A 19543-nucleotide genomic window follows, 5' to 3' on the forward strand; every position below is an offset into this window, starting at 1 on the left:
GGCCTTCATCAAAATCAGTAAAAAATACGTAAAGCGAAATCAGTTCACCGCCGGCACCGCCTTGGCGATGTTTTCCTGGCGGAACACCACCTCCTCGCCGTTTTTCACCTCCCAGCTGGCGACCGGGATATCGGTCTTGGGCGCCGCCGCGACGACCGAGCCGTAAATCAGCTTGTCGTCGCGGCGCAAAATATAAACGTCGAGCTGATATTCATGCCGCAAATTCGCCGTGGTCAGGCGCACGGTATCGCCGCGCTCGTAGTGATGCACGTCGATTTCGGGTTGTTGAATAAATTGAATGTCGCTTCTCATCGTCGTCGTTCCTTCAGGCAACATGGCTAGTTAAATTCTAGTTCAACATTGCGCCGACGGCGGATAATTTCCGTTAATTTCCACGGGTTGCCCGCCAACAGATCAGCGAGCCGAGAGTGACCATCGCCACGCCCTGCCAGAAATTGACGGTCAGCGAGGTGTGCAACACCAGCGCGGCGAACACCGCCGACAACACCGGGGTAAAATAAGAGACGGTCGCCAGCAGCGTCATGTTGCCGTGCAAAATGCCGACGTTCCAGGCGGCATACCCCGCCCCCATCGCCACCCCGGCGCACAGCAGCGTCACGATCACGCCGGCGCTGAACTGCATGCCGCTTTCCGCGCTGAAGGCATATTTAAGCCACAGCGCCAGCGCGGTCAGCACAATGAACAGCACCACGCCGTTGCTGCCCTGGGCGATCTTCTTGGTCAGGTTGCAATACAGCGCCCAGATCACCGCGCCGCTGAACGCCAGCCCGTAGCTGAGCGGATTGCTGCGCACGTTGGCCAGCATCTGCGCCGGTGACCAGCCGCCCTCGCCGCTCATGATCCAGCCGATGCCGAACAGCGACAGCAGCAGCCCCGGCAGCAGCCACCATTTCGCCTTTTGGCCGTTGAGCGCCAGCGCCATCAGCACGGTGAAACAGGGCCACAGGTAGTTGATCATGCCCACTTCTATCGCCTGCAGGCGGGTATTGGCGTAGCCGAGCGACAGCGACAGGCAGATCTCGTAGCTGACGAACAGCAGGCTGCCGACGATGAGATAAGGCCGCGGAAAGCTGCGCCATTTCGGCACGCCGAGCGCCACCAGCAAAAACACCGCGCTGACGCTGTAGATCATCGCCGCGCCGCCGATCGGCCCCAGCCCTTCGCTGACGCTGCGAATAAGGCCGACGACGCTGCTCCACAACACAATAGCCAACAAACCGAACAGCGTGGCGCGGGTACGCGAGGGCAAAGCGGGCATAAGGCGGATCCAATGGGTTATTTTTTATCGGGTTTTTCACTCTACTGCCGCACGCGCCAAAAAGAAAGGCGGGAAATTCCCGCCTGTGAATTTATTGCTGCGGCTGCCGCTCGAGCTGCGGCGGCGGCTGGCGAAAACGCCGGGTCAGCCAGGCCAAATAGCCGAAGCCCAGCGTCGCCCAGATCAGCCCCATGGTCAGCGAACTCTTCTCCAGGTTCAGCCACAGCACCCCCACCGTCAGCGCCCCCACCAGCGGCAGGAACAGGAAGTTGAAGCGATCCTTCCAGCTTTTGTTGCGCCCTTCGCGAATGAAGAAGTGGCTGATCACCGACAGGTTGACGAAGGTAAAGGCCACCAGCGCGCCAAAGTTGATCAGCGCCGTGGCGGTGACCAGATCGAACGACAGCGCCGACAGCGCCACCAGCCCGACCATCAGCACGTTGAGCGCCGGCGTGCGCCATTTAGGGTGGATGTAGCCGAAGAATTTCTCCGGGAACACGTTGTCACGCCCCATCACGTACAGCAGGCGCGACACGCTGGCGTGCGACGCCAGGCCGGAGGCCAGCGTGTTGATAAAGGTCACGCACAGGAAGATCGACTGGAACAGCTTGCCGCCGACGTACAGTGCGATCTCCGGCAGCGCAGCATCGGGCTGGTGGAAACGCTGAATGGTCGGGAAAAACAGCTGGATGAAGAACGACACGCTGATAAAGATCACCCCGCCGTACAGCGCGGTCAGGAAGATGGCGCGCGGGATCACCTTGGCGGCGTCGGGCGTCTCTTCGCACAGCGTGGTGACCGCGTCAAAGCCGAGGAACGAGAAGCACAGGATAGTGGCGCCGGTAATGATCGGCAGCAGGTGCGCATTCTCACTGAGGAACGGCCGCAGGCTCCACACCGTGCCCATCCCCTCGCCGTTGTGCAGGCCGCGCACCACCAGGTAGATGAACACCAGAATGATCGCCACCTGCGCCAGCACGAACAGGGTATTGAAGTTGGCCACCAGATTGACGCTTTTCAGGTTGATGGCGGTAATCAGGATAACGAAGCCCACCACCCACACCCAGGGCGGCACTTCCGGGAACAGCGCGGTCAGGTAAATCTTCGCCAGCAGCGTGTTGATCATCGGCAGGAACAGATAATCGAGCAGCGATGACCACCCCACCAGAAAACCGACGTGCGGGTTGATCGCCTTCTGCGCATAGGTGTAGGCGGAGCCGGCGGTAGGAAACTGGCGCACCAGTTTGCCGTAGCTGATGGCGGTGAACAGCACGCCGGCCAGCGCCAGCAGATAGGAGGTCGGCACATGGCCGTCGGTGAGGCCGGAGACGATGCCGAAGGTATCGAACACCGTCATCGGCGTCAGATAGGCCAGGCCCATCATCACCACCTGCCACAGCTTGAGGGATTTGCGCAGCTGCGGTTTGCCCGCCGGGCCGCCGTCGGTGGCTTTAATCGTCATGGCATTTCCCCTCTTGGTCCTCTGCTGTCAACCGTGCAACGTCATTCAGAGAGGCCGCGGGGAAACTGCTGCTCAGGCGGCGGGAAAAACGGGTTGAGGTCACTGTCGGGCGGCCGGCGACCGGCCCGTAGGCACTGCGGCACAGGCAAACGTCTGCGCATGGGAATGACTGAGTCATGGTTATTTCCTCGTCGGCGTCCTGTACGCCGTGATAGAAGAAATTCAGTACCGCAGCGCGCAGCCTCACCGGCCACAGGAGAGCCGATGAAATGCGCCGGACGCGCGCGGTAGTCGCAGGGTGAGCGGGATCAGGCGTTTTTCAGCATCCACTCGATTTCGGTTTCGGTGATCAGGCGCTCGAACTGCACCAGCTCATCGGTTTTGCAGGCCAGATAGACGTGGCTGAAACGTTCGCCCAGCAATGCATTGAGCACCGGCTGATGTTCGAACTCGTACAGCGCGTCGCTCTGGCGGATCGGGAACGGCAGCCCGTCCTGCTCCAGCCCGTTGCCGGTCACCGGCTCAGGCAGCGGCAGCGCGGTTTCCAGCCCGTAGACGATGCCGGCCAGAATGGCCGCCATCACCAGATAAGGGTTGGCGTCGGCGCCCGCCACGCGATACTCCACGCGGTGGTTGTCGCGATCGCCGCAGGGAATGCGCAGCGCCACGGTGCGGTTGTTATGCCCCCAGGAAGCCTGGGTCGGCACATACATGCCGGGCTGGAAGCGACGGTAAGCGTTGACGTTCGGCGCCAACAGCGCCATCGAGGACGGCATCAGGGCGATCATGCCCGCCAGCGCCTGTTTCAGCAGCGCCGAGTCTTCGCCGTCGTCGTCGGCAAACACGTTGTTGCCCTGCGCGTTCAGCATGCTGATGTGCACGTGCATGCCGCTGCCGGCGTGTTCCTCATACGGCTTGGCCATAAAGGTCGCCTGCATGTTGTGGTTCTCGGCCACCATGCGCACCAGCCGCTTCAGCGCCAGCGCGTGATCGCAGGCCTGCAGCACGTCGTCGGTATGGTGCAGGTTGACCTCGAACTGCCCCGGCGACGCCTCCGCCACCGCGCCGTCCGCCGGAATGCCCTGCAAACGCGCCAGTTCGTCGATCTCGCTCAGCACGTCGGCGAAATGGTTGAGGTTATCGACGGAATACACCTGGCTTTGGGTGTTGCGCTCTTGCGTGCCCGGCGCGCACGGCGGCTGCAGATAGCCCTCCGCGTCGCGTTGACGATCGATGAGATAGAACTCCAACTCTACCGCTACCACGGGGGAAAGCCCGCGCTGACGCAAACGCTGCCACACTCGGTTCAGCACATTGCGCGGTTCAACGTCAAAGGGAGTGCCATCTTCATCCAGCATGGTGAGCAGCACCTGCGCGATATATTGCGGGTCCGCCGCCGACGGCGTCAGCGTGCCCGGCACCGGCACGCACACGTGATCCGGCTCGCCCAGCTCCTGCCCCAACCCGGCCTCTTCCACCACGTTGCCGAGAATATCCATCGCAAATACCGACGCCGGGAAGTAACAGCCCTTCTCAAGTTTGTTCAGGCCGCCGACCGGGATGCGTTTGCCGCGGAAGCTGCCGTTCAGATCGGTCAACAGTACGTCGACATGTTGGGTTAACGGATAACGTTCCAGGTACTTCTTCACTTCGCGCTGGAACGCGCTACTTCGTCTCTCTTCACTGTGCTGAACAAAGTTTTCCACTTCTACGATGTTGGTCTGCATGGTTCACCCGCCGTTTGTGTTTTGCTGTCGTCGATGTTTATTGACCGTCTTGTTCAATATAATGCCCACAAATGAAACGTAGATGAAACAAATTTGTTTTGCAAGTGTTACTTTTGGTTTGAATATTGCCCAATCGACTGCTAGATTTATAGAATATTGAACGAAATCGGCGGTGGAGATGCTTATCGTTCATAATTTCGAACGTACCAAGGGGATAGCATGGACAATATATTTAACAGACCAGTCATCGGCGTCGTCATGTGCAGGTATAGGTTAAACGGGCACCTCACACAGACCTTGCAAGAAAAGTACCTGAATGCCGTTATCGCCGCCGGCGGCTTGCCGATCGCCCTGCCGCACGCGCTGGCGGAGCCGGAAATGCTGGCTGAACTGCTGCCGCGACTCGACGGCATTTTGCTGCCGGGCAGCCCCAGTAATGTGCAGCCGCACCTTTATGGTGAAAACGGCGATGAGCCTGACGCCGATCCTGGCCGAGACGCGTTGAGCCTGGCGCTGATCCGCCAGGCGTTCGACAGGCGCATTCCCCTTTTCGCCATTTGCCGCGGCATGCAGGAGATGGTGGTCGCCACCCAAGGCACCCTGCACCGCCGCCTGTACGAACTGCCCGAGCTGCTGGAGCATCGTGAAGACCACGACCTGCCGCTGGAACAGCAATACGCCCCCGCCCACGAAGTCATCGTTCAGGAAGGGGGGCTGCTTTCGCAACTGATACCGGATTGCAACAGATTCTGGGTGAACTCGCTGCACGGCCAGGGCGCCAAAACCCTGGGCGCAAGCGTGCGCATCGAGGCGCACGCTGCCGACGGGCTGGTGGAGGCGATCAGCGTGCGCGATCAGCCCTTCGCGCTCGGCGTGCAGTGGCACCCGGAGTGGAACAGCGACGAGTACGCCCTGTCGCGCCTGTTGTTTGATGGTTTCATCACCGCCTGTCGGAACTATCAAAAGGAAAAACGCCCATGAGCGACGTCAGCTTGGCACCGGGAAAACGTCTGTCGCAGATCCGTCAACAATTAGGGTTGTCGCAGCGCCGGGTCGCCGAACTGTCTGGGTTAACCCACAGCGCCATCAGCACTATCGAACAAGATAAGGTCAGCCCGGCCATCAGCACGCTGCAAAAGCTGCTGACGGTATACGGTCTGTCGCTGTCGGCGTTTTTCGCCGAGCCGGAAAAACCGGCGGAGCCGCAGATCGTGATCGGCAGTGACGATCTGATCGAAATCGGCAGCCAGGGCGTTTCGATGAAGCTGATCCACAACGGTGACCCGAACCGCACGCTGGCGATGATGATCGAGACCTACGAACCGGGCACCACCACCGGCGAGCGCATCAAACATCAGGGGGAAGAGATCGGCACGCTGCTGGAGGGCGAAGTAGTGCTGCAGGTCAACGGCCAGAGTTATCACCTGCTGGCCGGGCAGAGCTACGCCATCAATACCGGCATCCCCCACAGTTTCAGCAACACGTCGGCGCGCATTTGCCGGATTATCAGCGCCCATACGCCGACGACATTCTGATCAACGGAGCCAGGCATGAACTTTCACCATTTGCAGTATTGGCAACAACGGGCGCAGACCCTGAAGATTGAGCACCGGCTGTTTATCGACGGCCGCTACCAGCCGGCCGCCGCGGGGAAATTTTTCGCCGTGGAAGATCCCGCCGGGCGCCGTGAGCTGGCGCAGGTTGCGCGCGGCGAAGCCGCCGACATCGATCGGGCGGTCAGCGCGGCGCGCGCCGTCTTTGAACGCGGCGACTGGGCGCAGGCCGCCCCGGCGCAGCGCAAAGCCACGCTGCTGCGCTTCGCCGATCTGATGGAGCAGCATCACGAAGAGCTGGCGCTGCTGGAAACGCTGGACACCGGCAAACCGATTCGCCACAGCCTGCGCGACGACGTGCCGGGTGCCATTCGCTGCATTCGCTGGTACGCCGAAGCGATCGATAAGGTCTACGGCGAAATCGCCCCCACCGGCCGCGATGCGCTGGCGCTGATCGAGCGCGAGCCGATCGGCGTAGTCGGCGCCATCGTGCCCTGGAACTTCCCGCTGCTGCTGGCCTGCTGGAAGCTTGGCCCGGCGCTGGCCGCCGGCAACAGCGTGGTACTCAAACCCTCCGAAAAATCGCCGCTCAGCGCCATCCTGCTCGGCAAGCTGGCGCAGCAGGCCGGGCTGCCGGACGGCGTGCTGAACGTGGTGCCCGGCTATGGCCACGACGCCGGCAAGGCGCTGGCGCTGCACCGCGACGTCGACGCCCTCACCTTTACCGGCTCCACGCCGGTGGCGAAGCAGCTGATGATCTACGCCGGCGAATCGAACATGAAACGCGTCTGGCTGGAGGCCGGCGGCAAGAGCGCCAATATCGTCTTCGCCGACTGCCCGGATCTGGATCAGGCCGCCCGCAGCGCCGCCGCCGGCATCTTCTATAATCAGGGGCAGGTGTGCATCGCCGGCACTCGCCTGCTGGTCGAAGCGAGCATTGAGCAAGCGTTCCTGCAGGCGCTGCGCAAACACGCGGCGGCCTTCGCTCCCGGCGATCCGCTCGATCCCGACACGGTGATGGGCACGCTGATCGACAGCGGCCACTGCGAAAAAGTGGCCGGCTATATCGATCGGGGGCTCAGCCAGGGCGCCGCGCTGTTCCTCGACGGGCGCGACCATCCGCAGGGCGACCACGCCGGTTATCTGGGGCCGACCATCCTCACCCAGGTGAACAACGCCATGAGCGTGGCGCGCGATGAAATCTTCGGCCCGGTGCTGGCGGTGACTACCTTCGACGACGAGCAACAGGCGCTGCAGCTGGCCAACGACAGCGACTACGGCCTCGGCGCCGCGGTCTGGACCCGCGATCTGGCCCGTGCGCACCGCATGGCGCGCCAGCTGAAAGCCGGCACGGTATTCGTCAACAACTACAACGACGGCGACATGACCGTGCCGTTCGGCGGCTACAAGCAGAGCGGCAACGGCCGCGACAAATCGCTGCACGCGCTGGACAAGTTCACCGAATTGAAAACTACCTGGATCTCGCTGGAATAAGGGCTTATCTCATGACTGAACACGTAAAAAGCTACTATGCGGCCACGGCCAACGCACATCAGCCCTATCCGCAACTGAACGAATCGATCGAGTGCGACGTCTGCGTGATCGGCGGCGGCTATACCGGCCTCTCCTCCGCGCTGTTTCTGGTGGAAGCCGGCTATAACGTGGTCGTACTGGAAGCGGCGCGCATCGGTTTCGGCGCCAGCGGCCGCAACGGCGGCCAGTTGGTCAACTCCTACAGCCGCGACATCGATGTGATTGAAGAGCGCTACGGCGCGGAAAGCGCCCGCCTGCTCGGCAGCATGATGTTTGAAGGCGCGGAGATCATCCGCAGCCGCATCAGCCGCTACGCCATCGACTGCGACTATCGCCCCGGCGGCATCTTCGCCGCGCTGAACAACAAGCAGTTCCATGCGCTGATCGAGCAGAAACGCAACTGGGAACGTTACGGCAATACCCAGCTCGAGCTGCTCGATGCGGACCGGGTGCGCCAGGAGGTTGCCAGCGATCGCTACGTCGGCGCGCTGCTCGATCACAGCGGCGGCCACATCCATCCGCTCAATCTGGCGCTGGGCGAGGCCGAGGCGATCCGCCTGCAGGGCGGGCGCATCTTCGAGCAATCGGCGGTGACGAACATCCGCCACGGCGAACCGGCGCTGATCAGCACCGCCAACGGCCAGGTGAAGGCGCGTTTCGTCATCGTCGCCGGCAACGCCTATCTGGGCGACAAGCTGGAGCCGCGGCTGGCCAAGCGCAGCATGCCGTGCGGCACTCAGGTGGTGGCCACCGAGCCGCTGGCGCCGGAGATCGCGCAGGCGCTGATCCCGCAGAACTACTGCGTGGAAGACTGTAACTACTTGCTGGATTACTACCGCATCACCGCCGATCATCGCCTGCTGTACGGCGGCGGCGTGGTGTACGGCGCGCGTGATCCGGACGACATCGACAACCTGATCCGGCCAAAATTGCTGAAGACCTTCCCGCAGCTGAAAGGGGTGCGTATCGACTATCGCTGGACCGGCAACTTCCTGCTGACGCTGTCGCGCATGCCGCAGTTCGGCCGGCTGGAGAATAACGTGTACTACATGCAGGGGTACAGCGGCCACGGCGTGACCTGCACCCATCTGGCGGGCAAGCTGATCGCCGAGTTGATGCGCGGCGACGCCGAACGCTTCGACGCCTTCGCCAAGCTGCCGCACCTGCCGTTCTTCGGCGGGCGCAATCTGCAGATCCCGTTCACCGCCATCGGCGCGGCCTACTACACGCTGCGCGACCGTATCGGCGTCTAAAACAGCAGGCCCGGTCATCCTGGCCGGGCCTGTGCGTTAACGCTTAGACGATCTTCGGTTGGCCGTCCGAGGCGGTCGCCCCGCCATCGACCGGAATGTTGGCGCCATTGATAAAGCTGGCGTCGTCGCTGGCCAGAAACGCCATCACCGCCGCCACTTCTTCCGGCTCCGCCGCGCGCCCCAGCGCGATGCGCTCATTGAACTTGTCGCGGATTTCCTGCGGCCAACCGTTGGTCATGTTGGTTTTCACCAGGCTCGGGCAGACCGAGTTGATGCGCACGCCGTCACCGCCGTGATCCAGCGCCATGGCGCGCGTCAGGTTGACCACCGCGCCTTTCGCCGCACAGTAATAGGCCGCGCCCCAATCGCCGCCCAGGCCGGACACCGACGCGGTATTGACGATGCAGCCCTTGGTCTTCAGCAGATGCGGCAAGGCGAATTTGGAGCAGAACACCACGCCGTCGATATCGACCCCGGCGATGCGCCGCCAGTCATCGACGCTGGTTTCCAGCACGCTGCCCGCAACGTGTACGCCGGCGTTGTTCAGCAGAACGTCGATGCGGCCCAGTTTTTCCGCCACCTCGTTCATCATTTTTTCAACCGCGACGTGATCGGACACGTCGATATGCACCGCCATCGCCCGGCCCTTCGGCAGCGAAGCGGCAACCTTGTCTACCGCCTCTTTAGCCCAGTCGGCCAGCACCACGATGGCGCCCTCGGCGGAGAACCGCCGCGCCGCCGCTTCCCCCATGCCATTGCCCGCACCGGTGATAACCACGACTTTATTGTCAAAACGCATGAGACCTCCTCCATGTGAACGTATTTATATAAGTCATACAAATCTCATTGCCCCGAGGATAAGACGCCCCTCCCCTGAGCGCCAGTCAAAACGTGCGGTTTATTAACCAAAAGGAGGTATGCCAGTGATTTCAATGCGCTGGGTTAACCTTTATCGGATTTTGGCCAACATATTGATGGATAGAATAAAATTCCGGACAGTCACTATTTTCAAGGCGGATTGTCAGCCAGCGGGACTATTGCGGATAGGCGGTTATGGCCGCTCAGAGATAAGCGATGTGAATGAAAAACGGCAGCCGCCCGCAGGCGGCCGCGACTATTTTTTCTCGATGGGGATCACCAGCAGATCGACGTTCAGCTCGTTGATCGCCTGACGCGCCGAAGAGACCAGTCGGCTCCAGACATCGTGATGGTGGCCGAAGATCACCAGATCGAACCCTTTCTCCTTCGCCACCCGGTTCAGTTCCTCCGTCAACGCGCCGCGGCTGACGATCACCTCTTCAACCGGATACGACGACTGCCCTTTGATCGCATTGAGCATATTCTTCACCCGCTCTGAAAAGGTGCGATCGGTGTAGTTATAATCGCCCACGCCCAGATCGACGTAATAACCGGCGCGATGAATGTCGATATAGATCAGGGAAAGTTGGGCATTGAGCGCGGCGGCCAGCCTGGCGCCCTTGCCCAGCAGGAACTCGGCGTCTTCGCTGAGATCCGTGGCGACAACGATATGCCGATAAGCCATGATGGCGGCCCTCCTCGTCAACTCCGTAAACAGGATGGCGCTCCTTGCCGCATGTTTCTCATGCACCTTAAGTTTAGCCTAGCGCCGGTTCGCTCGCCTGTCTCGCAATCGTTCCATCTGTGGAACGATGCATCCCGCCTTTGCGGTCTACCGGATTTTTCTCCCCTCCCTACACTGTAGGCAAGCGCTGAGTTTCAGCCTTATCAATCAAAGCAGATATCCATTGACCTCACGACAAGAGAAGGAAAAAACCATGAGCACTCCAGCCAACTTCAACGGCCAGCGTCCTGTTATTGATGCCAATGACGCCGTCATGCTCCTGATCGACCACCAGAGCGGCCTGTTCCAGACCGTCGCCGACATGCCGATGACCGAACTGCGCGCCCGCGCCGCCGCCCTGGCCAGCATCGCCACCCTCAGCAAACTGCCGGTGATCACCACCGCTTCAGTGCCGCAGGGCCCGAATGGCCCGCTGATCCCGGAAATCCATCAGAATGCGCCGCACGCGCAATACGTCGCCCGCAAAGGGGAAATCAACGCCTGGGACAACCCGGACTTCGTGGCGGCGGTCAAAGCCACCGGCCGCAAGACACTGATCATCGCCGGCACCATCACCAGCGTCTGCATGGCCTTCCCGTCCATCAGCGCGGTGGCCGAAGGCTATAAAGTGTTCGCGGTGATCGACGCCTCCGGCACCTACTCGAAAATGGCGCAGGAAATCACCCTGGCGCGCGTGGTGCAGGCCGGCGTGGTGCCGATCGACACCGCCGGCGTGGCCTCGGAGCTGCAGGGCACCTGGAACCGCGCCGACGCTCAGCAGTGGGCCGAGGTTTACACCAAAATCTTCCCGGCCTATCAACTGCTGATTGAGAGCTACCTCAAAGCGCAGGACGTGGTGAAAAACAACGAACTGCTGGACTCCCAGCGTTAAGATCGCGGGCATAAAAAACCCCGGCCAAGGCCGGGGCTATGAATCGCGTGCCGGTGACTTTCCCGGCTGTCATGTTATGGCGTAAGCGTCCATCCAACACTCCAACATTACGCAGCCTAAGCGCGACTTTTTCACAACAGAAAAATAGACTGAAACGCGGCGTTATTAATTCTGCGGCAATCTGTTTTTCTGTTGCCAATAATAATTAATTATTGGAACGTCATCGAGGAATCGAACCCCAGTCCGCCAACGGATAATTTCGTTGCCGCTCTTCCTGCTGAGCTAATGACGTATTGGTAAAGACTCCGGGCGAACCCGGAGTTTATTCAGGCTGAGGACGTTATTTCTTAACTGCTCCGGCTTAAACCCTCATCACTGTCGTAAGAAATCGGACCTCGGCCGAAAATTATAACGCGACCACGTTGCCGGCAGAAGGGCCCTTCATGCCATTTTCGATAGTGAACTCAACCTGTTGGCCTTCGTCCAGCGTTTTGAAATCGTTGCTCTGGATAGCAGAGAAATGTACGAACACGTCTTTGCTGCCGTCTGCCGGGGTGATAAAACCGAAGCCTTTACCTGCATCAAACCATTTTACCAAACCAGTCATTTTAGTAGACATAGAGATATTTCCTTTATATTTTTGCGACGCCATAGGGCGATAGAGGTCTGTTTTTATTGGAAACTTATGGGGCACTAGAGAAGAAAATTCGCGGAAGAAGAGGTATCTGAGGGATATCGCTAATACTGAGAACTGCTTTACTAAAACTGCTTTCATAAAGTCTGTACTACAAACCGATGACGCTATTTACACACGGCTGAGTTATTTAAGCAAGATATATTTTAAATTATATTCATATGGCTCATAAATTTATTATCGCAAAAGGCCGCTGACGCCTGTCGCTACGGGCGGAGTGAAACACAACGAACAGCTAGACTCGCAGCGCTGATCGCCAAAGCTCACAGCACCGGGGCTGACTATAAAAGCGCAAATAGCCGCCGCTTCCGCGTTATGTTCTTCCCTTCACGCGAAACCGCTCTCTGCTATAAAAGCGGGGAGAAGCGCTTAATCGTCATGAAAAAGCCATAAAAACTTAATAAATCAATCTGTTCTCGACACTGGTACATTATCGTTGCTACGATAATTATTTATATTCGCAGGAAATGACCTCAAGGATGGCTATGATTGGCAAAAGAACACTGACGCTAGCTGCGCTGACACTCAGTTTGGCAGGCTGCCAGCCGGCACCGCCAAGCTATGTGGAAAACGCGAATGCCTTGATCGCCAAACAGATCAGCGCAATTAGCCTGCAAACGGCACAGTGCAAATTTGCCCAAGACGGGCACTATTGGATTTCGGCTTGCTCGTTGGGTACTGCGCACACCGCACCGGTGTTCGCCCTGTTCGAACAGGAAGGCGTTATGCAGGCCAACGACAATCTGGCCATCGCCGTCGTGCCGCTCAACGAGCAAGCTCGCCACCTCTCACAGGATCCGCGCTTCACTATCCCGGTAATGCAACGCCGCATTCCCGTAGACGCGGATAAAGCCTTCAATCGCTTATTTGCCCAATCATCGCCTTAACCCTTCTCAGCCGACGATCGCGATCCCCAGCCGCTCCAGCAGCTGCGCGGCCTGGTGGCTGTCCATTTTGACGCCCTGCAGATCGGTGGTGCGCAAATCCAACTCGCCCAGTTCCGCATTGCTCAAATCGCACTGGGTGACGTCGGCGGCGCGCCAGTCGAATCCGGAGAACTCGCCGCCGGACAGATCGGAGCCGCTGAAGCTGGCGCCGAGCACCTGTGCGCCGTGCCAGCGGTTTTCCCACAGCTCGCATTTCTCCAGCACCACCTTGGCGAAGTTGGCGTAGCTCAGGTTGCTTTTGGTGATATAGGCGCTGCAAAACCCGATGCGGCTGGTGATCATGTTCATAAAACTGGCGCCGCGAAAATCGGCGCCCTGCGCGCGGCATTCGCGGATCTCCAGCCCCAGGGCGCTGGCGTAGCGGAAGTCGGCCATCGACAAATCGCAGCTTCTGAAGCTGGCGTCTTTCAGTATCGCGCAGCTGAAATTGCCGCCCTGTCGGCTGTCACGATCGTAAAACTGGCAGCCGATAAACTCGGTGCCGGTCAGATCGGCGCCCGAAAAATCACACAGCATAAAGCTGCCGTTTTCAATCTTCTCGCCGGTAAAGCGGTTACGGTCAATCTTTTCACCCTTCAACATCAGACTCATCGCAGCGCACCTGTTTATTTATACAGTCAGTGCGGCATTTAATCCTATTCCGGCAGGGTTGGCAACCGTCGCCGATCGGCGGGCCTCCGCTCTAACGCCACCTTGACGATGCTGAATGTCCTGACGCTCTCCGCCTGAGCGACGTCGGCAAACAAACGGGGGTAACGGGAGTTGACCACCCACACTTCGCCATCGCGCAGCGCGGCGCCGGTCGGCCCATCCAATCCCGGCGGCGTGGCGACCGCCGCGAGATGCGCACTGGCCCAGCCGTCGCTCGAGGCGAGCAGCGTTACGTTGCCGGACATGCCCCCTTTTCTCCCCGGATAAGACTGTACGATCACCAATTCATGGGCGTTTTTGAGCCGCAGCCCGTCCGGCCCTTTCAGCCGCTGCGGCAGCCTGATTTCACTTATTGCAGATGCGTTATCCAGCGTCACCTTCCACAACAGCCCGCGGGTGTAGTCTGCCGCAATCAGATAGCCATCCGGGTGATACACGATGCCGTTGAGATAAGGCTGCGTGCCCTGCGCTGCGGCGGGTGCGTCGGCGGGCATCAAACGCGCCGAGCGCACCAGAATAGATACCTGGCGCGTTGCCCGGTCAATCTTGTAAATCTGCGGCTGGAAGCTGTCGGTCACGTAGATATTGCCCTGCGCGTCGAGCGCCAGATCGTTGGCCAGCGTCGGCCCACGGCTTAACGATGAAAGATCGTACGTCTGCTGCAGCGCGCCGGTATCGAGATTGAACTCCAGCACCTGCGCCACGCGATTGCGCGTGCCGGAGGTTGAGTTGAGGGATACGCCCACGTCTTCGTTGCACACCAGCACCCGGTTGCGCTCGGCGTCCACCAGCATGCCGGAGGTGGTGATAAGCCCACTGCCGGTGGAAAAGCGCCGATAGCGGCCATCCGGGTAGACCAGGCCGAGCTGCCCGCCACGCAGGGACGACACCAGGAACGCACCGGCGCGCGCATTCCAGGCGATGCCTTCAGGGTAGGCGCCGGCGGCATCCGGCGAGAATTCGATGCGCTGCGTGGCCTGCGCCTGCATGACGCCGCTGAGAAACAGCGCGGCGCCGGCAAGCTGGGTGAGGCGCCGGCACCGCGGCAACAAGAAAGAAAAGAGGCTGAAGCGGAACATAAGCATGATCCTGATGAGGACTCGGATCGCTAGAGTAGGATCGCGCCGCTCACGGCACCAGCCGGGAAAAAGGCAATGCGCTACTAAAAAAATCGCAGTAATCGGCGCAAAAAAAACCGCCCGGGCGGGCGGTTGAGGCGACGGCGAACCGTTACTTCAGGGCTTCCTGAATGGCGTCGGCCATCGGGCCGATGTGCTTCTCCGCCGCCTTCAGCTGGAAGTCCACGCCGTTGCCGTCATTGGTATCCGACAGCGTGGCCTTGATCAGCTCCAGCGCCGCCTGCACCGCCACCAGCCGTTTATGCTGTTCGTCCGTGACCGGTTTGGCGCCCATATTGGCCGGATAGTAATGTTCTAACATCGCGATCTCCTTTTGATGACGTTAACCTCTAACCTACCAGAAAACCGCGCATTTACTAAGGAAACCAGGCCCTGCGCGGCCGAGTGACGATAAATTGCACTATACTGGGCAAACACGCCCCCTGCTACAGGACCATCGCCATGCCATTCCAGGGAAGCTGCCACTGCGGCGCCGTCACCTTCTCCGTGGACGCCGAACTGCCCACCGAGGCCCTCAGCTGCAACTGTTCGATCTGCCGCCGCAAAGGGCTGCTGCTGTCGTTCTTCCCCATCAGCGCTTTCACACTCAACAGCGGCCAGGACCAACTCAGCGCCTACACCTTCAATCAGCACAAGATCCGCCATCAGTTCTGCCGAGTCTGCGGCGCTCAGCCCTTCGCCTACGGCACCGCGCCGGACGGCGCCGCGATGTGCGCCGTCAACCTGCGCTGCGTGCCTGACGTCGCGCTGGATGCGTTGCAGATCCACAGCTACGACGGCGCCAGCGTCTGAGATGCCGCGTTTTCAGCGGTAGACGGAGAACTTCTTGGTCAACGGCTTAAGCTGTTCGGCGTCGCCGTAGAGCGCCACCGCCACGAAATCCAGCTGTTCGTAAGGGGTGGTGGCGGTGTCGGCGATCTGCTGTTCGGCGGAGTGCGACAGCATGGTGGTGGTGAAGAAGTTGGACAGCACGCCCTCTTCCTTGCATTTGAGAATCAGGTTGCTGAGCTGGCTGCTGTTTTTAGCCTGCAGGATCACTATCGGATAGTGGCTCATATTGGCGCTGACGCCGTCGAGGCTGCTCGGGTAGTGGTGAAACTCGCGCTGTTCGATCAGATCGGTGATGCCCGCCGTCAGATGGCAGGAGGCGTTAAACAGCGTGGCCGGTTCGTGATTGCGGTTGAGGATGATATAAAACTTTTTCTCGTTGTCGCTGTACATACTCTTCTCCTTGAATAGGCAGTCAGTTTTATCCAACCTGCGCACGGTTTCAAGGCGCGATAAGGGGCCGCGTCCGGCCCCCGTAATAACGCTGCCGGCTCAGGCGGCGCCTTCACCCGGGCCGAGCGGCTGCGCCACCTGATGCAGCACGGTGATGTGCTGCAAAAGCGTGCCGCCGTCGATCGGTTTCATCTGGCCGTCGCGATCTTTATAGTGCGTCGGCTTGGCGCCGTGGAAGAACAGCCCGGCGTTGACCTGCACGCCCAGATAGCCCGCGCTGGCCGGCAGGCGCTGCACGTCGGTCCAGGGGTTGGAAACCGGCACGTACTGGAAACCCTCGCTCGTTTTGGCGTACAGCGGGCGCAGCAGCGTGATAAAGGCCATCATCGGCGACAGCGCATCTTTAAAGATCTGCACCGGCCGATCGACCGTCATCAAGAAACCCTGCGGCTGCTCCTCAACCGTGTCGAGGCTCAGGCTGCTGCTGATATCATCACCCCGGCCGCCATAGCTCCATTCAATGGCCGGCGCCCCACTCTCGTTCATCATCTCTGACATACACTGCTCCTTATAAAATGAATTCAACACGCCTGCTGCGTGCCGGAACAGTAAACCGCTGCAGGGGGATCAGCGTCCACGCCGGGCGGCACGCTGGCGAACCAAACAACGAAGGCGCTCAATAAAGCTCGAAATGAATAATTTCCCCACGTGATAGCGCAGCATTTGAACGACCTCAGCCGTTGCAAGAGCACATAGTGATGGCGTTACCGCCACTGGAGAGTGTTATGACCGCGATTAAACCGGACGCCATCGACCGCGTTCTCCCCGCTGCCACGCCCTGGCTAGCCGTCATCAACGTGCTGTTCGCCGGCATCGCCGCGGCGCTGCACGTGGGCAAGGCCACCATCGCGCTGCCGGCGCTGGAGGCCGAGTTCGGCCGTTCGCTCGAAGCGCTGAGCTGGGTTATTTCGGCCTTTCCCTTCGTCGGGGTGTTCGGCGGCATCGCCGCCGGGCTGCTGGTGCGCCGCTGGGGCGACCGGCGGCTGCTGGCGCTCGGGCTGCTGATCATCAGCGCCGCCAGCTTTACCGGCGCCGCACTGCACGACTTCAGCGGGTTGATCGTCAGCCGCTTTGTCGAAGGCCTCGGCTTCGTGATCGTGGTGGTCGCCTCGCCGGCGGTGCTGAACCGCATCGTCGCCCCGGCGCAGCGCAGCCTGGTGTTCGGCATCTGGAGCACCTTCATGCCGGCGGGCATCGCCATTTCGCTGTTTTTCGGCCCCCATCTCGCCGGCTGGCAGCAGAGTTGGCAGGCCGGTGCGGCGCTGACGCTGCTGGCCGCCCTGCTGCTGCCGCTGACCACGTCCCGCCGCACCGCCGAGGCGCACGCGCCGTCCTTGCCGCTGCGGCAAGCGCTGGGCGCCCTGCTGCGGGCGCGCCGACCGCTGTTGCTGGCGCTGATGTTCGCCACCTACAACCTGCAATTTTTCTCGGTGATGACCTTCCTGCCGATTTTCCTGATGCAGCGCATAGGCCTGACGCTGGCGGCCGCCGGCGGTATCAGCGCGGCGGCGGTGGCGGCGAACATCATCGGCAACCTCGCCGCCGGGCTCTTGCTGTCGCGCGGTCTGCGCGCCGGTAGCCTGCTCGCGGCCACCAGCCTGATCATCGGCGTCTTCGGCATCGGCATTTTCTTGCCGATAACGCCCAACGCCCTGCTGATCCCGCTGTGTTTCCTGTTCTGCGCCATCGCCGGCATGCTGCCCGCCACCATTCTGGCCGCCACGCCAGCGGCGACGCCGGAACCGACGCTGCTGCCGCTGAGCCTGGGGCTGGTGATGCAGGGGAACTATCTCGGCCAGGTGATCGGCCCGGTTGCGCTGAGCGCCATCGTGGCCGCAGCCGGTTGGGCGGCCCCGGCCTGGCTGGTGCTGGCGGCGGCCGTGTCAGGGGCGCTGTTGGCGCTGGCTTTTCTCAGCCGGCGGCATAAGGCGGGGTGATAAGCAGAAAGGTTGTTCTGTTTGTTATAAGCGGTGCTGAATTTTCCCTGGTGCAGATGCCTGCCTATCGCGAAGGATAAGGCCAATGATGATCGAGACCCGACAATGACAAGGCGCCGGTGGCCGCGAAATACACCAGCAGGCCGGCAAAGGCGATCAGTAGCGTCTTCTCGATGACGCCGAGTCGTTTGTGTTCAGTCATTTGCATACTCCTTCGTGGTATCGGGCGAACGGCCGCCCTCATCAACACTAGGAAAGCCTGGCGCAGGCGGCAAGCGCGGCTCACAAAATGAAACACAATCGATAAATTTTGTTAATTATTTAGCCCTCTTTCTTTTCTCACGCCGCCGCCTGTTCACCCTGCGGCGCCCGCCTTGCCCTTAATAACCCTATGGAATACGCCACTAAAAATCCCCTACCGGTTAAGTAAAGGTGATGATAGTGTTGTTTTCATTCAGTTCATCTATGCTGAAAATTCATCTTTTGAGGGACGACTATGATGTCTAAAGGCATTTCCAAGGGATTCTTTATTCTGATCCTGTTCATCGTTACCGCCGCCTTTCTCGACGTGCTGGGGCCTTACTACTCCTCGGTGCTGTGGGCGGTCATTCTGGCGGTGATTTTCCATCCGGTAAAAAAGAAACTGAAGCAGTACGTCGGCGAACGCAACGGCGTGGTGTCGCTGCTGACGGTGGCGCTGATCTGCCTGATCGTGTTCACGCCGTTGGCGATCATCGCCTCGTCGCTGGCGATGGAATTCAACGTGATCTACACCAAGCTGCAGACCAACAACAGCCAGTTGCCGACCATGCTGGCGGACTTTATGCGCCACCTGCCCGGTTGGGCGCAGCGCTTCCTGGCGGAACATAACCTCAACAGCGCCGCCGAGATACAAAAACAGCTTTCCGAGGTGGCGCTCAAGGGCGGGCAATATCTGGCGGGCAGCGTCTTCCTGATCGGCAAGGGCACCTTCAACTTCGTCGTCGGCTTCGGCGTGATGCTCTACCTGCTGTTCTTCCTGCTGAAAGACGGCCCCTATCTGGTGAACCTGGCGCTCGAAGCGCTGCCGCTCTCCCAGCACGTAAAACACCACCTGTTCGTGAAGTTCGCCGCCGTCTCCCGCGCCACCGTCAAGGGCACGGTGGTGGTCGCCGTGGTGCAAGGCGCGCTCGGCGGGCTGGCATTTTACTTTACCGGCATCGACGGCAGCCTGCTGTGGGGCGCGCTGATGGCGTTCCTGTCGATTATCCCGGCCGTAGGCTCCGCCATCATCTGGGTGCCGGCGGTGATCTACTTCTTCGCTACCGGCATGCTATGGAAAGCCATTTTCCTGGTAGTGTTCTTCGTGGTGGTGATCGGCCTGGTGGACAACATTCTGCGCCCGCTGCTGGTGGGTAAAGATACCAAAATGCCGGACTACCTGATCCTGATCTCCACCCTGGGCGGCATGGAGATCTACGGCATCAACGGCTTCGTCATCGGCCCCTTGATCGCCGCGCTGTTCATCGCCTGCTGGAACATTCTGTCCGGCCGCGACAGCGAGGAGAACATCGAAGAGATCGACGAAGCGTTTATCGAGGAAGGCAAAAATCATCCCGACGCGGTGGAGTAAA

General features: G+C 60.3%; 22 protein-coding genes and 1 pseudogene. 9 read left to right on the top strand and 14 right to left on the bottom strand.

Features of this window, described 5'->3' with window-relative positions:
* Positions 1–39: 39 nt before the first annotated feature.
* The 4 genes from ACJ8IN_RS11770 to ACJ8IN_RS11785 all read right to left on the bottom strand — a co-directional run bounded on the left by ACJ8IN_RS11770 (position 40) and on the right by ACJ8IN_RS11785 (position 4468).
* Positions 40–312, bottom strand: a complete 273-nt coding sequence (locus ACJ8IN_RS11770; RefSeq protein ID WP_046898558.1) for a hypothetical protein — start codon at positions 310–312, stop codon at positions 40–42.
* A 73-nt stretch (positions 313–385) separates the two neighbouring features.
* Complete coding sequence (yddG, locus tag ACJ8IN_RS11775; RefSeq protein ID WP_033653883.1) at positions 386–1279, bottom strand: aromatic amino acid DMT transporter YddG; 894 nt, start codon at positions 1277–1279, stop codon at positions 386–388.
* Between the two features lie 91 nt (positions 1280–1370).
* The gene (locus ACJ8IN_RS11780; RefSeq protein WP_033646354.1) at positions 1371–2741 is read right to left on the bottom strand and encodes an APC family permease; all 1371 of its coding nucleotides are present in this window, start codon (positions 2739–2741) and stop codon (positions 1371–1373) included.
* Between the two features lie 308 nt (positions 2742–3049).
* A complete protein-coding gene (locus ACJ8IN_RS11785; RefSeq protein WP_033646355.1) occupies positions 3050–4468 on the bottom strand; it encodes a glutamine synthetase family protein in 1419 nt (472 codons plus the stop codon).
* 219 nt (positions 4469–4687) lie between these two features.
* On the opposite strand from ACJ8IN_RS11785, the gene puuD reads away from it, so the two are divergent.
* Genes puuD through ACJ8IN_RS11805 form a run of 4 tightly spaced genes read left to right on the top strand, consistent with a single transcriptional unit; the run spans position 4688 to position 8807 of the window.
* Entirely contained in the window at positions 4688–5449 is a 762-nt protein-coding gene (gene puuD / locus ACJ8IN_RS11790) for a gamma-glutamyl-gamma-aminobutyrate hydrolase (protein ID WP_043147308.1), read from the top strand.
* Positions 5446–6003 (top strand): HTH-type transcriptional regulator PuuR, encoded by a 558-nt coding sequence (puuR, locus tag ACJ8IN_RS11795; protein WP_033638246.1) that lies wholly within the window; start codon positions 5446–5448, stop codon positions 6001–6003. Before puuD ends, puuR begins: the two co-directional genes overlap by 4 nt.
* A 15-nt stretch (positions 6004–6018) precedes the next feature.
* Positions 6019–7515, top strand: a complete 1497-nt coding sequence (gene puuC, locus ACJ8IN_RS11800) for an aldehyde dehydrogenase PuuC (RefSeq protein WP_043147304.1) — start codon at positions 6019–6021, stop codon at positions 7513–7515.
* 11 nt (positions 7516–7526) lie between these two features.
* Positions 7527–8807 carry an NAD(P)/FAD-dependent oxidoreductase gene (locus ACJ8IN_RS11805; RefSeq protein ID WP_033653879.1) on the top strand — a complete coding sequence of 427 codons (1281 nt, stop codon included), beginning with the start codon at positions 7527–7529 and terminating at the stop codon, positions 8805–8807.
* Positions 8808–8850: 43 nt separating this feature from the next.
* Here ACJ8IN_RS11805 and ACJ8IN_RS11810 read toward each other — a convergent pair whose 3' ends face one another.
* A complete protein-coding gene (locus ACJ8IN_RS11810; RefSeq protein ID WP_025302549.1) occupies positions 8851–9606 on the bottom strand; it encodes an SDR family NAD(P)-dependent oxidoreductase in 756 nt (251 codons plus the stop codon).
* A 315-nt stretch (positions 9607–9921) separates the two neighbouring features.
* Positions 9922–10350 carry a universal stress protein gene (locus ACJ8IN_RS11815; RefSeq protein WP_033638240.1) on the bottom strand — a complete coding sequence of 143 codons (429 nt, stop codon included), beginning with the start codon at positions 10348–10350 and terminating at the stop codon, positions 9922–9924.
* A 253-nt stretch (positions 10351–10603) separates the two neighbouring features.
* Here ACJ8IN_RS11815 and ACJ8IN_RS11820 point away from each other — a divergent pair, with 253 nt between their 5' ends.
* Positions 10604–11281, top strand: a complete 678-nt coding sequence (locus ACJ8IN_RS11820) for an isochorismatase family protein (protein ID WP_103772709.1) — start codon at positions 10604–10606, stop codon at positions 11279–11281.
* 213 nt (positions 11282–11494) lie between these two features.
* Here the strand turns inward: ACJ8IN_RS11820 and ACJ8IN_RS11825 are convergent.
* Positions 11495–11573: pseudogene (locus tag ACJ8IN_RS11825) on the bottom strand.
* A 114-nt stretch (positions 11574–11687) separates the two neighbouring features.
* A complete protein-coding gene (gene cspE / locus ACJ8IN_RS11830; protein WP_033638238.1) occupies positions 11688–11900 on the bottom strand; it encodes a transcription antiterminator/RNA stability regulator CspE in 213 nt (70 codons plus the stop codon).
* Between the two features lie 560 nt (positions 11901–12460).
* Between cspE and ACJ8IN_RS11835 the strand changes: the two genes are divergently transcribed.
* Positions 12461–12862, top strand: coding sequence for a hypothetical protein (locus ACJ8IN_RS11835; RefSeq protein ID WP_047571642.1), 402 nt, complete (start codon positions 12461–12463; stop codon positions 12860–12862).
* Between the two features lie 6 nt (positions 12863–12868).
* Here ACJ8IN_RS11835 and ACJ8IN_RS11840 read toward each other — a convergent pair whose 3' ends face one another.
* The 3 genes from ACJ8IN_RS11840 to ACJ8IN_RS11850 all read right to left on the bottom strand — a co-directional run bounded on the left by ACJ8IN_RS11840 (position 12869) and on the right by ACJ8IN_RS11850 (position 15013).
* Positions 12869–13513, bottom strand: a complete 645-nt coding sequence (locus ACJ8IN_RS11840; protein WP_308325678.1) for a Qnr family pentapeptide repeat protein — start codon at positions 13511–13513, stop codon at positions 12869–12871.
* A 44-nt stretch (positions 13514–13557) separates the two neighbouring features.
* Positions 13558–14652 carry an SMP-30/gluconolactonase/LRE family protein gene (locus tag ACJ8IN_RS11845; protein ID WP_308325677.1) on the bottom strand — a complete coding sequence of 365 codons (1095 nt, stop codon included), beginning with the start codon at positions 14650–14652 and terminating at the stop codon, positions 13558–13560.
* Between the two features lie 151 nt (positions 14653–14803).
* Positions 14804–15013 carry a hypothetical protein gene (locus tag ACJ8IN_RS11850; protein WP_025160266.1) on the bottom strand — a complete coding sequence of 70 codons (210 nt, stop codon included), beginning with the start codon at positions 15011–15013 and terminating at the stop codon, positions 14804–14806.
* A gap of 140 nt (positions 15014–15153) precedes the next feature.
* Here ACJ8IN_RS11850 and ACJ8IN_RS11855 point away from each other — a divergent pair, with 140 nt between their 5' ends.
* Positions 15154–15504 carry a GFA family protein gene (locus tag ACJ8IN_RS11855; protein WP_033653875.1) on the top strand — a complete coding sequence of 117 codons (351 nt, stop codon included), beginning with the start codon at positions 15154–15156 and terminating at the stop codon, positions 15502–15504.
* A 12-nt stretch (positions 15505–15516) separates the two neighbouring features.
* Here the strand turns inward: ACJ8IN_RS11855 and ACJ8IN_RS11860 are convergent, their stop codons facing one another.
* Both ACJ8IN_RS11860 and ACJ8IN_RS11865 read right to left on the bottom strand, forming a co-directional pair.
* Positions 15517–15933: a DUF2000 domain-containing protein gene (locus ACJ8IN_RS11860; RefSeq protein ID WP_047567921.1), complete on the bottom strand. Its 417-nt coding sequence runs from the start codon at positions 15931–15933 to the stop codon at positions 15517–15519.
* A 99-nt stretch (positions 15934–16032) separates the two neighbouring features.
* Positions 16033–16491, bottom strand: a complete 459-nt coding sequence (locus ACJ8IN_RS11865; RefSeq protein WP_049234405.1) for a hypothetical protein — start codon at positions 16489–16491, stop codon at positions 16033–16035.
* Positions 16492–16718: 227 nt separating this feature from the next.
* Between ACJ8IN_RS11865 and ACJ8IN_RS11870 the strand changes: the two genes are divergently transcribed.
* Entirely contained in the window at positions 16719–17930 is a 1212-nt protein-coding gene (locus ACJ8IN_RS11870; protein WP_060452876.1) for an MFS transporter, read from the top strand.
* A 64-nt stretch (positions 17931–17994) separates the two neighbouring features.
* Here the strand turns inward: ACJ8IN_RS11870 and ACJ8IN_RS11875 are convergent, their stop codons facing one another.
* Positions 17995–18132 (bottom strand): hypothetical protein, encoded by a 138-nt coding sequence (locus ACJ8IN_RS11875; RefSeq protein WP_162837928.1) that lies wholly within the window; start codon positions 18130–18132, stop codon positions 17995–17997.
* 294 nt (positions 18133–18426) lie between these two features.
* Between ACJ8IN_RS11875 and ACJ8IN_RS11880 the strand changes: the two genes are divergently transcribed.
* Positions 18427–19542, top strand: a complete 1116-nt coding sequence (locus tag ACJ8IN_RS11880; RefSeq protein ID WP_033646364.1) for an AI-2E family transporter — start codon at positions 18427–18429, stop codon at positions 19540–19542.
* The last annotated feature ends 1 nt before the right edge of the window (position 19543 follow it).

The organism is Serratia sp. CY31944, from assembly GCF_052169175.1.
In the GTDB taxonomy this organism is placed as follows: domain Bacteria; phylum Pseudomonadota; class Gammaproteobacteria; order Enterobacterales; family Enterobacteriaceae; genus Serratia; species Serratia sarumanii.

Bases quoted from the DNA above. Each gene is read 5' to 3' on its own strand.
- ACJ8IN_RS11770 (WP_046898558.1), bottom strand. From the start codon at position 312: ATGAGAAGCGACATTCAATTTATTCAACAACCCGAAATCGACGTGCAT.
- yddG (WP_033653883.1), bottom strand. From the start codon at position 1,279: ATGCCCGCTTTGCCCTCGCGTACCCGCGCCACGCTGTTCGGTTTGTTG.
- ACJ8IN_RS11780 (WP_033646354.1), bottom strand. From the start codon at position 2,741: ATGACGATTAAAGCCACCGACGGCGGCCCGGCGGGCAAACCGCAGCTG.
- ACJ8IN_RS11785 (WP_033646355.1), bottom strand. From the start codon at position 4,468: ATGCAGACCAACATCGTAGAAGTGGAAAACTTTGTTCAGCACAGTGAA.
- puuD (WP_043147308.1), top strand. From the start codon at position 4,688: ATGGACAATATATTTAACAGACCAGTCATCGGCGTCGTCATGTGCAGG.
- puuR (WP_033638246.1), top strand. From the start codon at position 5,446: ATGAGCGACGTCAGCTTGGCACCGGGAAAACGTCTGTCGCAGATCCGT.
- puuC (WP_043147304.1), top strand. From the start codon at position 6,019: ATGAACTTTCACCATTTGCAGTATTGGCAACAACGGGCGCAGACCCTG.
- ACJ8IN_RS11805 (WP_033653879.1), top strand. From the start codon at position 7,527: ATGACTGAACACGTAAAAAGCTACTATGCGGCCACGGCCAACGCACAT.
- ACJ8IN_RS11810 (WP_025302549.1), bottom strand. From the start codon at position 9,606: ATGCGTTTTGACAATAAAGTCGTGGTTATCACCGGTGCGGGCAATGGC.
- ACJ8IN_RS11815 (WP_033638240.1), bottom strand. From the start codon at position 10,350: ATGGCTTATCGGCATATCGTTGTCGCCACGGATCTCAGCGAAGACGCC.
- ACJ8IN_RS11820 (WP_103772709.1), top strand. From the start codon at position 10,604: ATGAGCACTCCAGCCAACTTCAACGGCCAGCGTCCTGTTATTGATGCC.
- cspE (WP_033638238.1), bottom strand. From the start codon at position 11,900: ATGTCTACTAAAATGACTGGTTTGGTAAAATGGTTTGATGCAGGTAAA.
- ACJ8IN_RS11835 (WP_047571642.1), top strand. From the start codon at position 12,461: ATGATTGGCAAAAGAACACTGACGCTAGCTGCGCTGACACTCAGTTTG.
- ACJ8IN_RS11840 (WP_308325678.1), bottom strand. From the start codon at position 13,513: ATGAGTCTGATGTTGAAGGGTGAAAAGATTGACCGTAACCGCTTTACC.
- ACJ8IN_RS11845 (WP_308325677.1), bottom strand. From the start codon at position 14,652: ATGTTCCGCTTCAGCCTCTTTTCTTTCTTGTTGCCGCGGTGCCGGCGC.
- ACJ8IN_RS11850 (WP_025160266.1), bottom strand. From the start codon at position 15,013: ATGTTAGAACATTACTATCCGGCCAATATGGGCGCCAAACCGGTCACG.
- ACJ8IN_RS11855 (WP_033653875.1), top strand. From the start codon at position 15,154: ATGCCATTCCAGGGAAGCTGCCACTGCGGCGCCGTCACCTTCTCCGTG.
- ACJ8IN_RS11860 (WP_047567921.1), bottom strand. From the start codon at position 15,933: ATGTACAGCGACAACGAGAAAAAGTTTTATATCATCCTCAACCGCAAT.
- ACJ8IN_RS11865 (WP_049234405.1), bottom strand. From the start codon at position 16,491: ATGTCAGAGATGATGAACGAGAGTGGGGCGCCGGCCATTGAATGGAGC.
- ACJ8IN_RS11870 (WP_060452876.1), top strand. From the start codon at position 16,719: ATGACCGCGATTAAACCGGACGCCATCGACCGCGTTCTCCCCGCTGCC.
- ACJ8IN_RS11875 (WP_162837928.1), bottom strand. From the start codon at position 18,132: ATGACTGAACACAAACGACTCGGCGTCATCGAGAAGACGCTACTGATC.
- ACJ8IN_RS11880 (WP_033646364.1), top strand. From the start codon at position 18,427: ATGATGTCTAAAGGCATTTCCAAGGGATTCTTTATTCTGATCCTGTTC.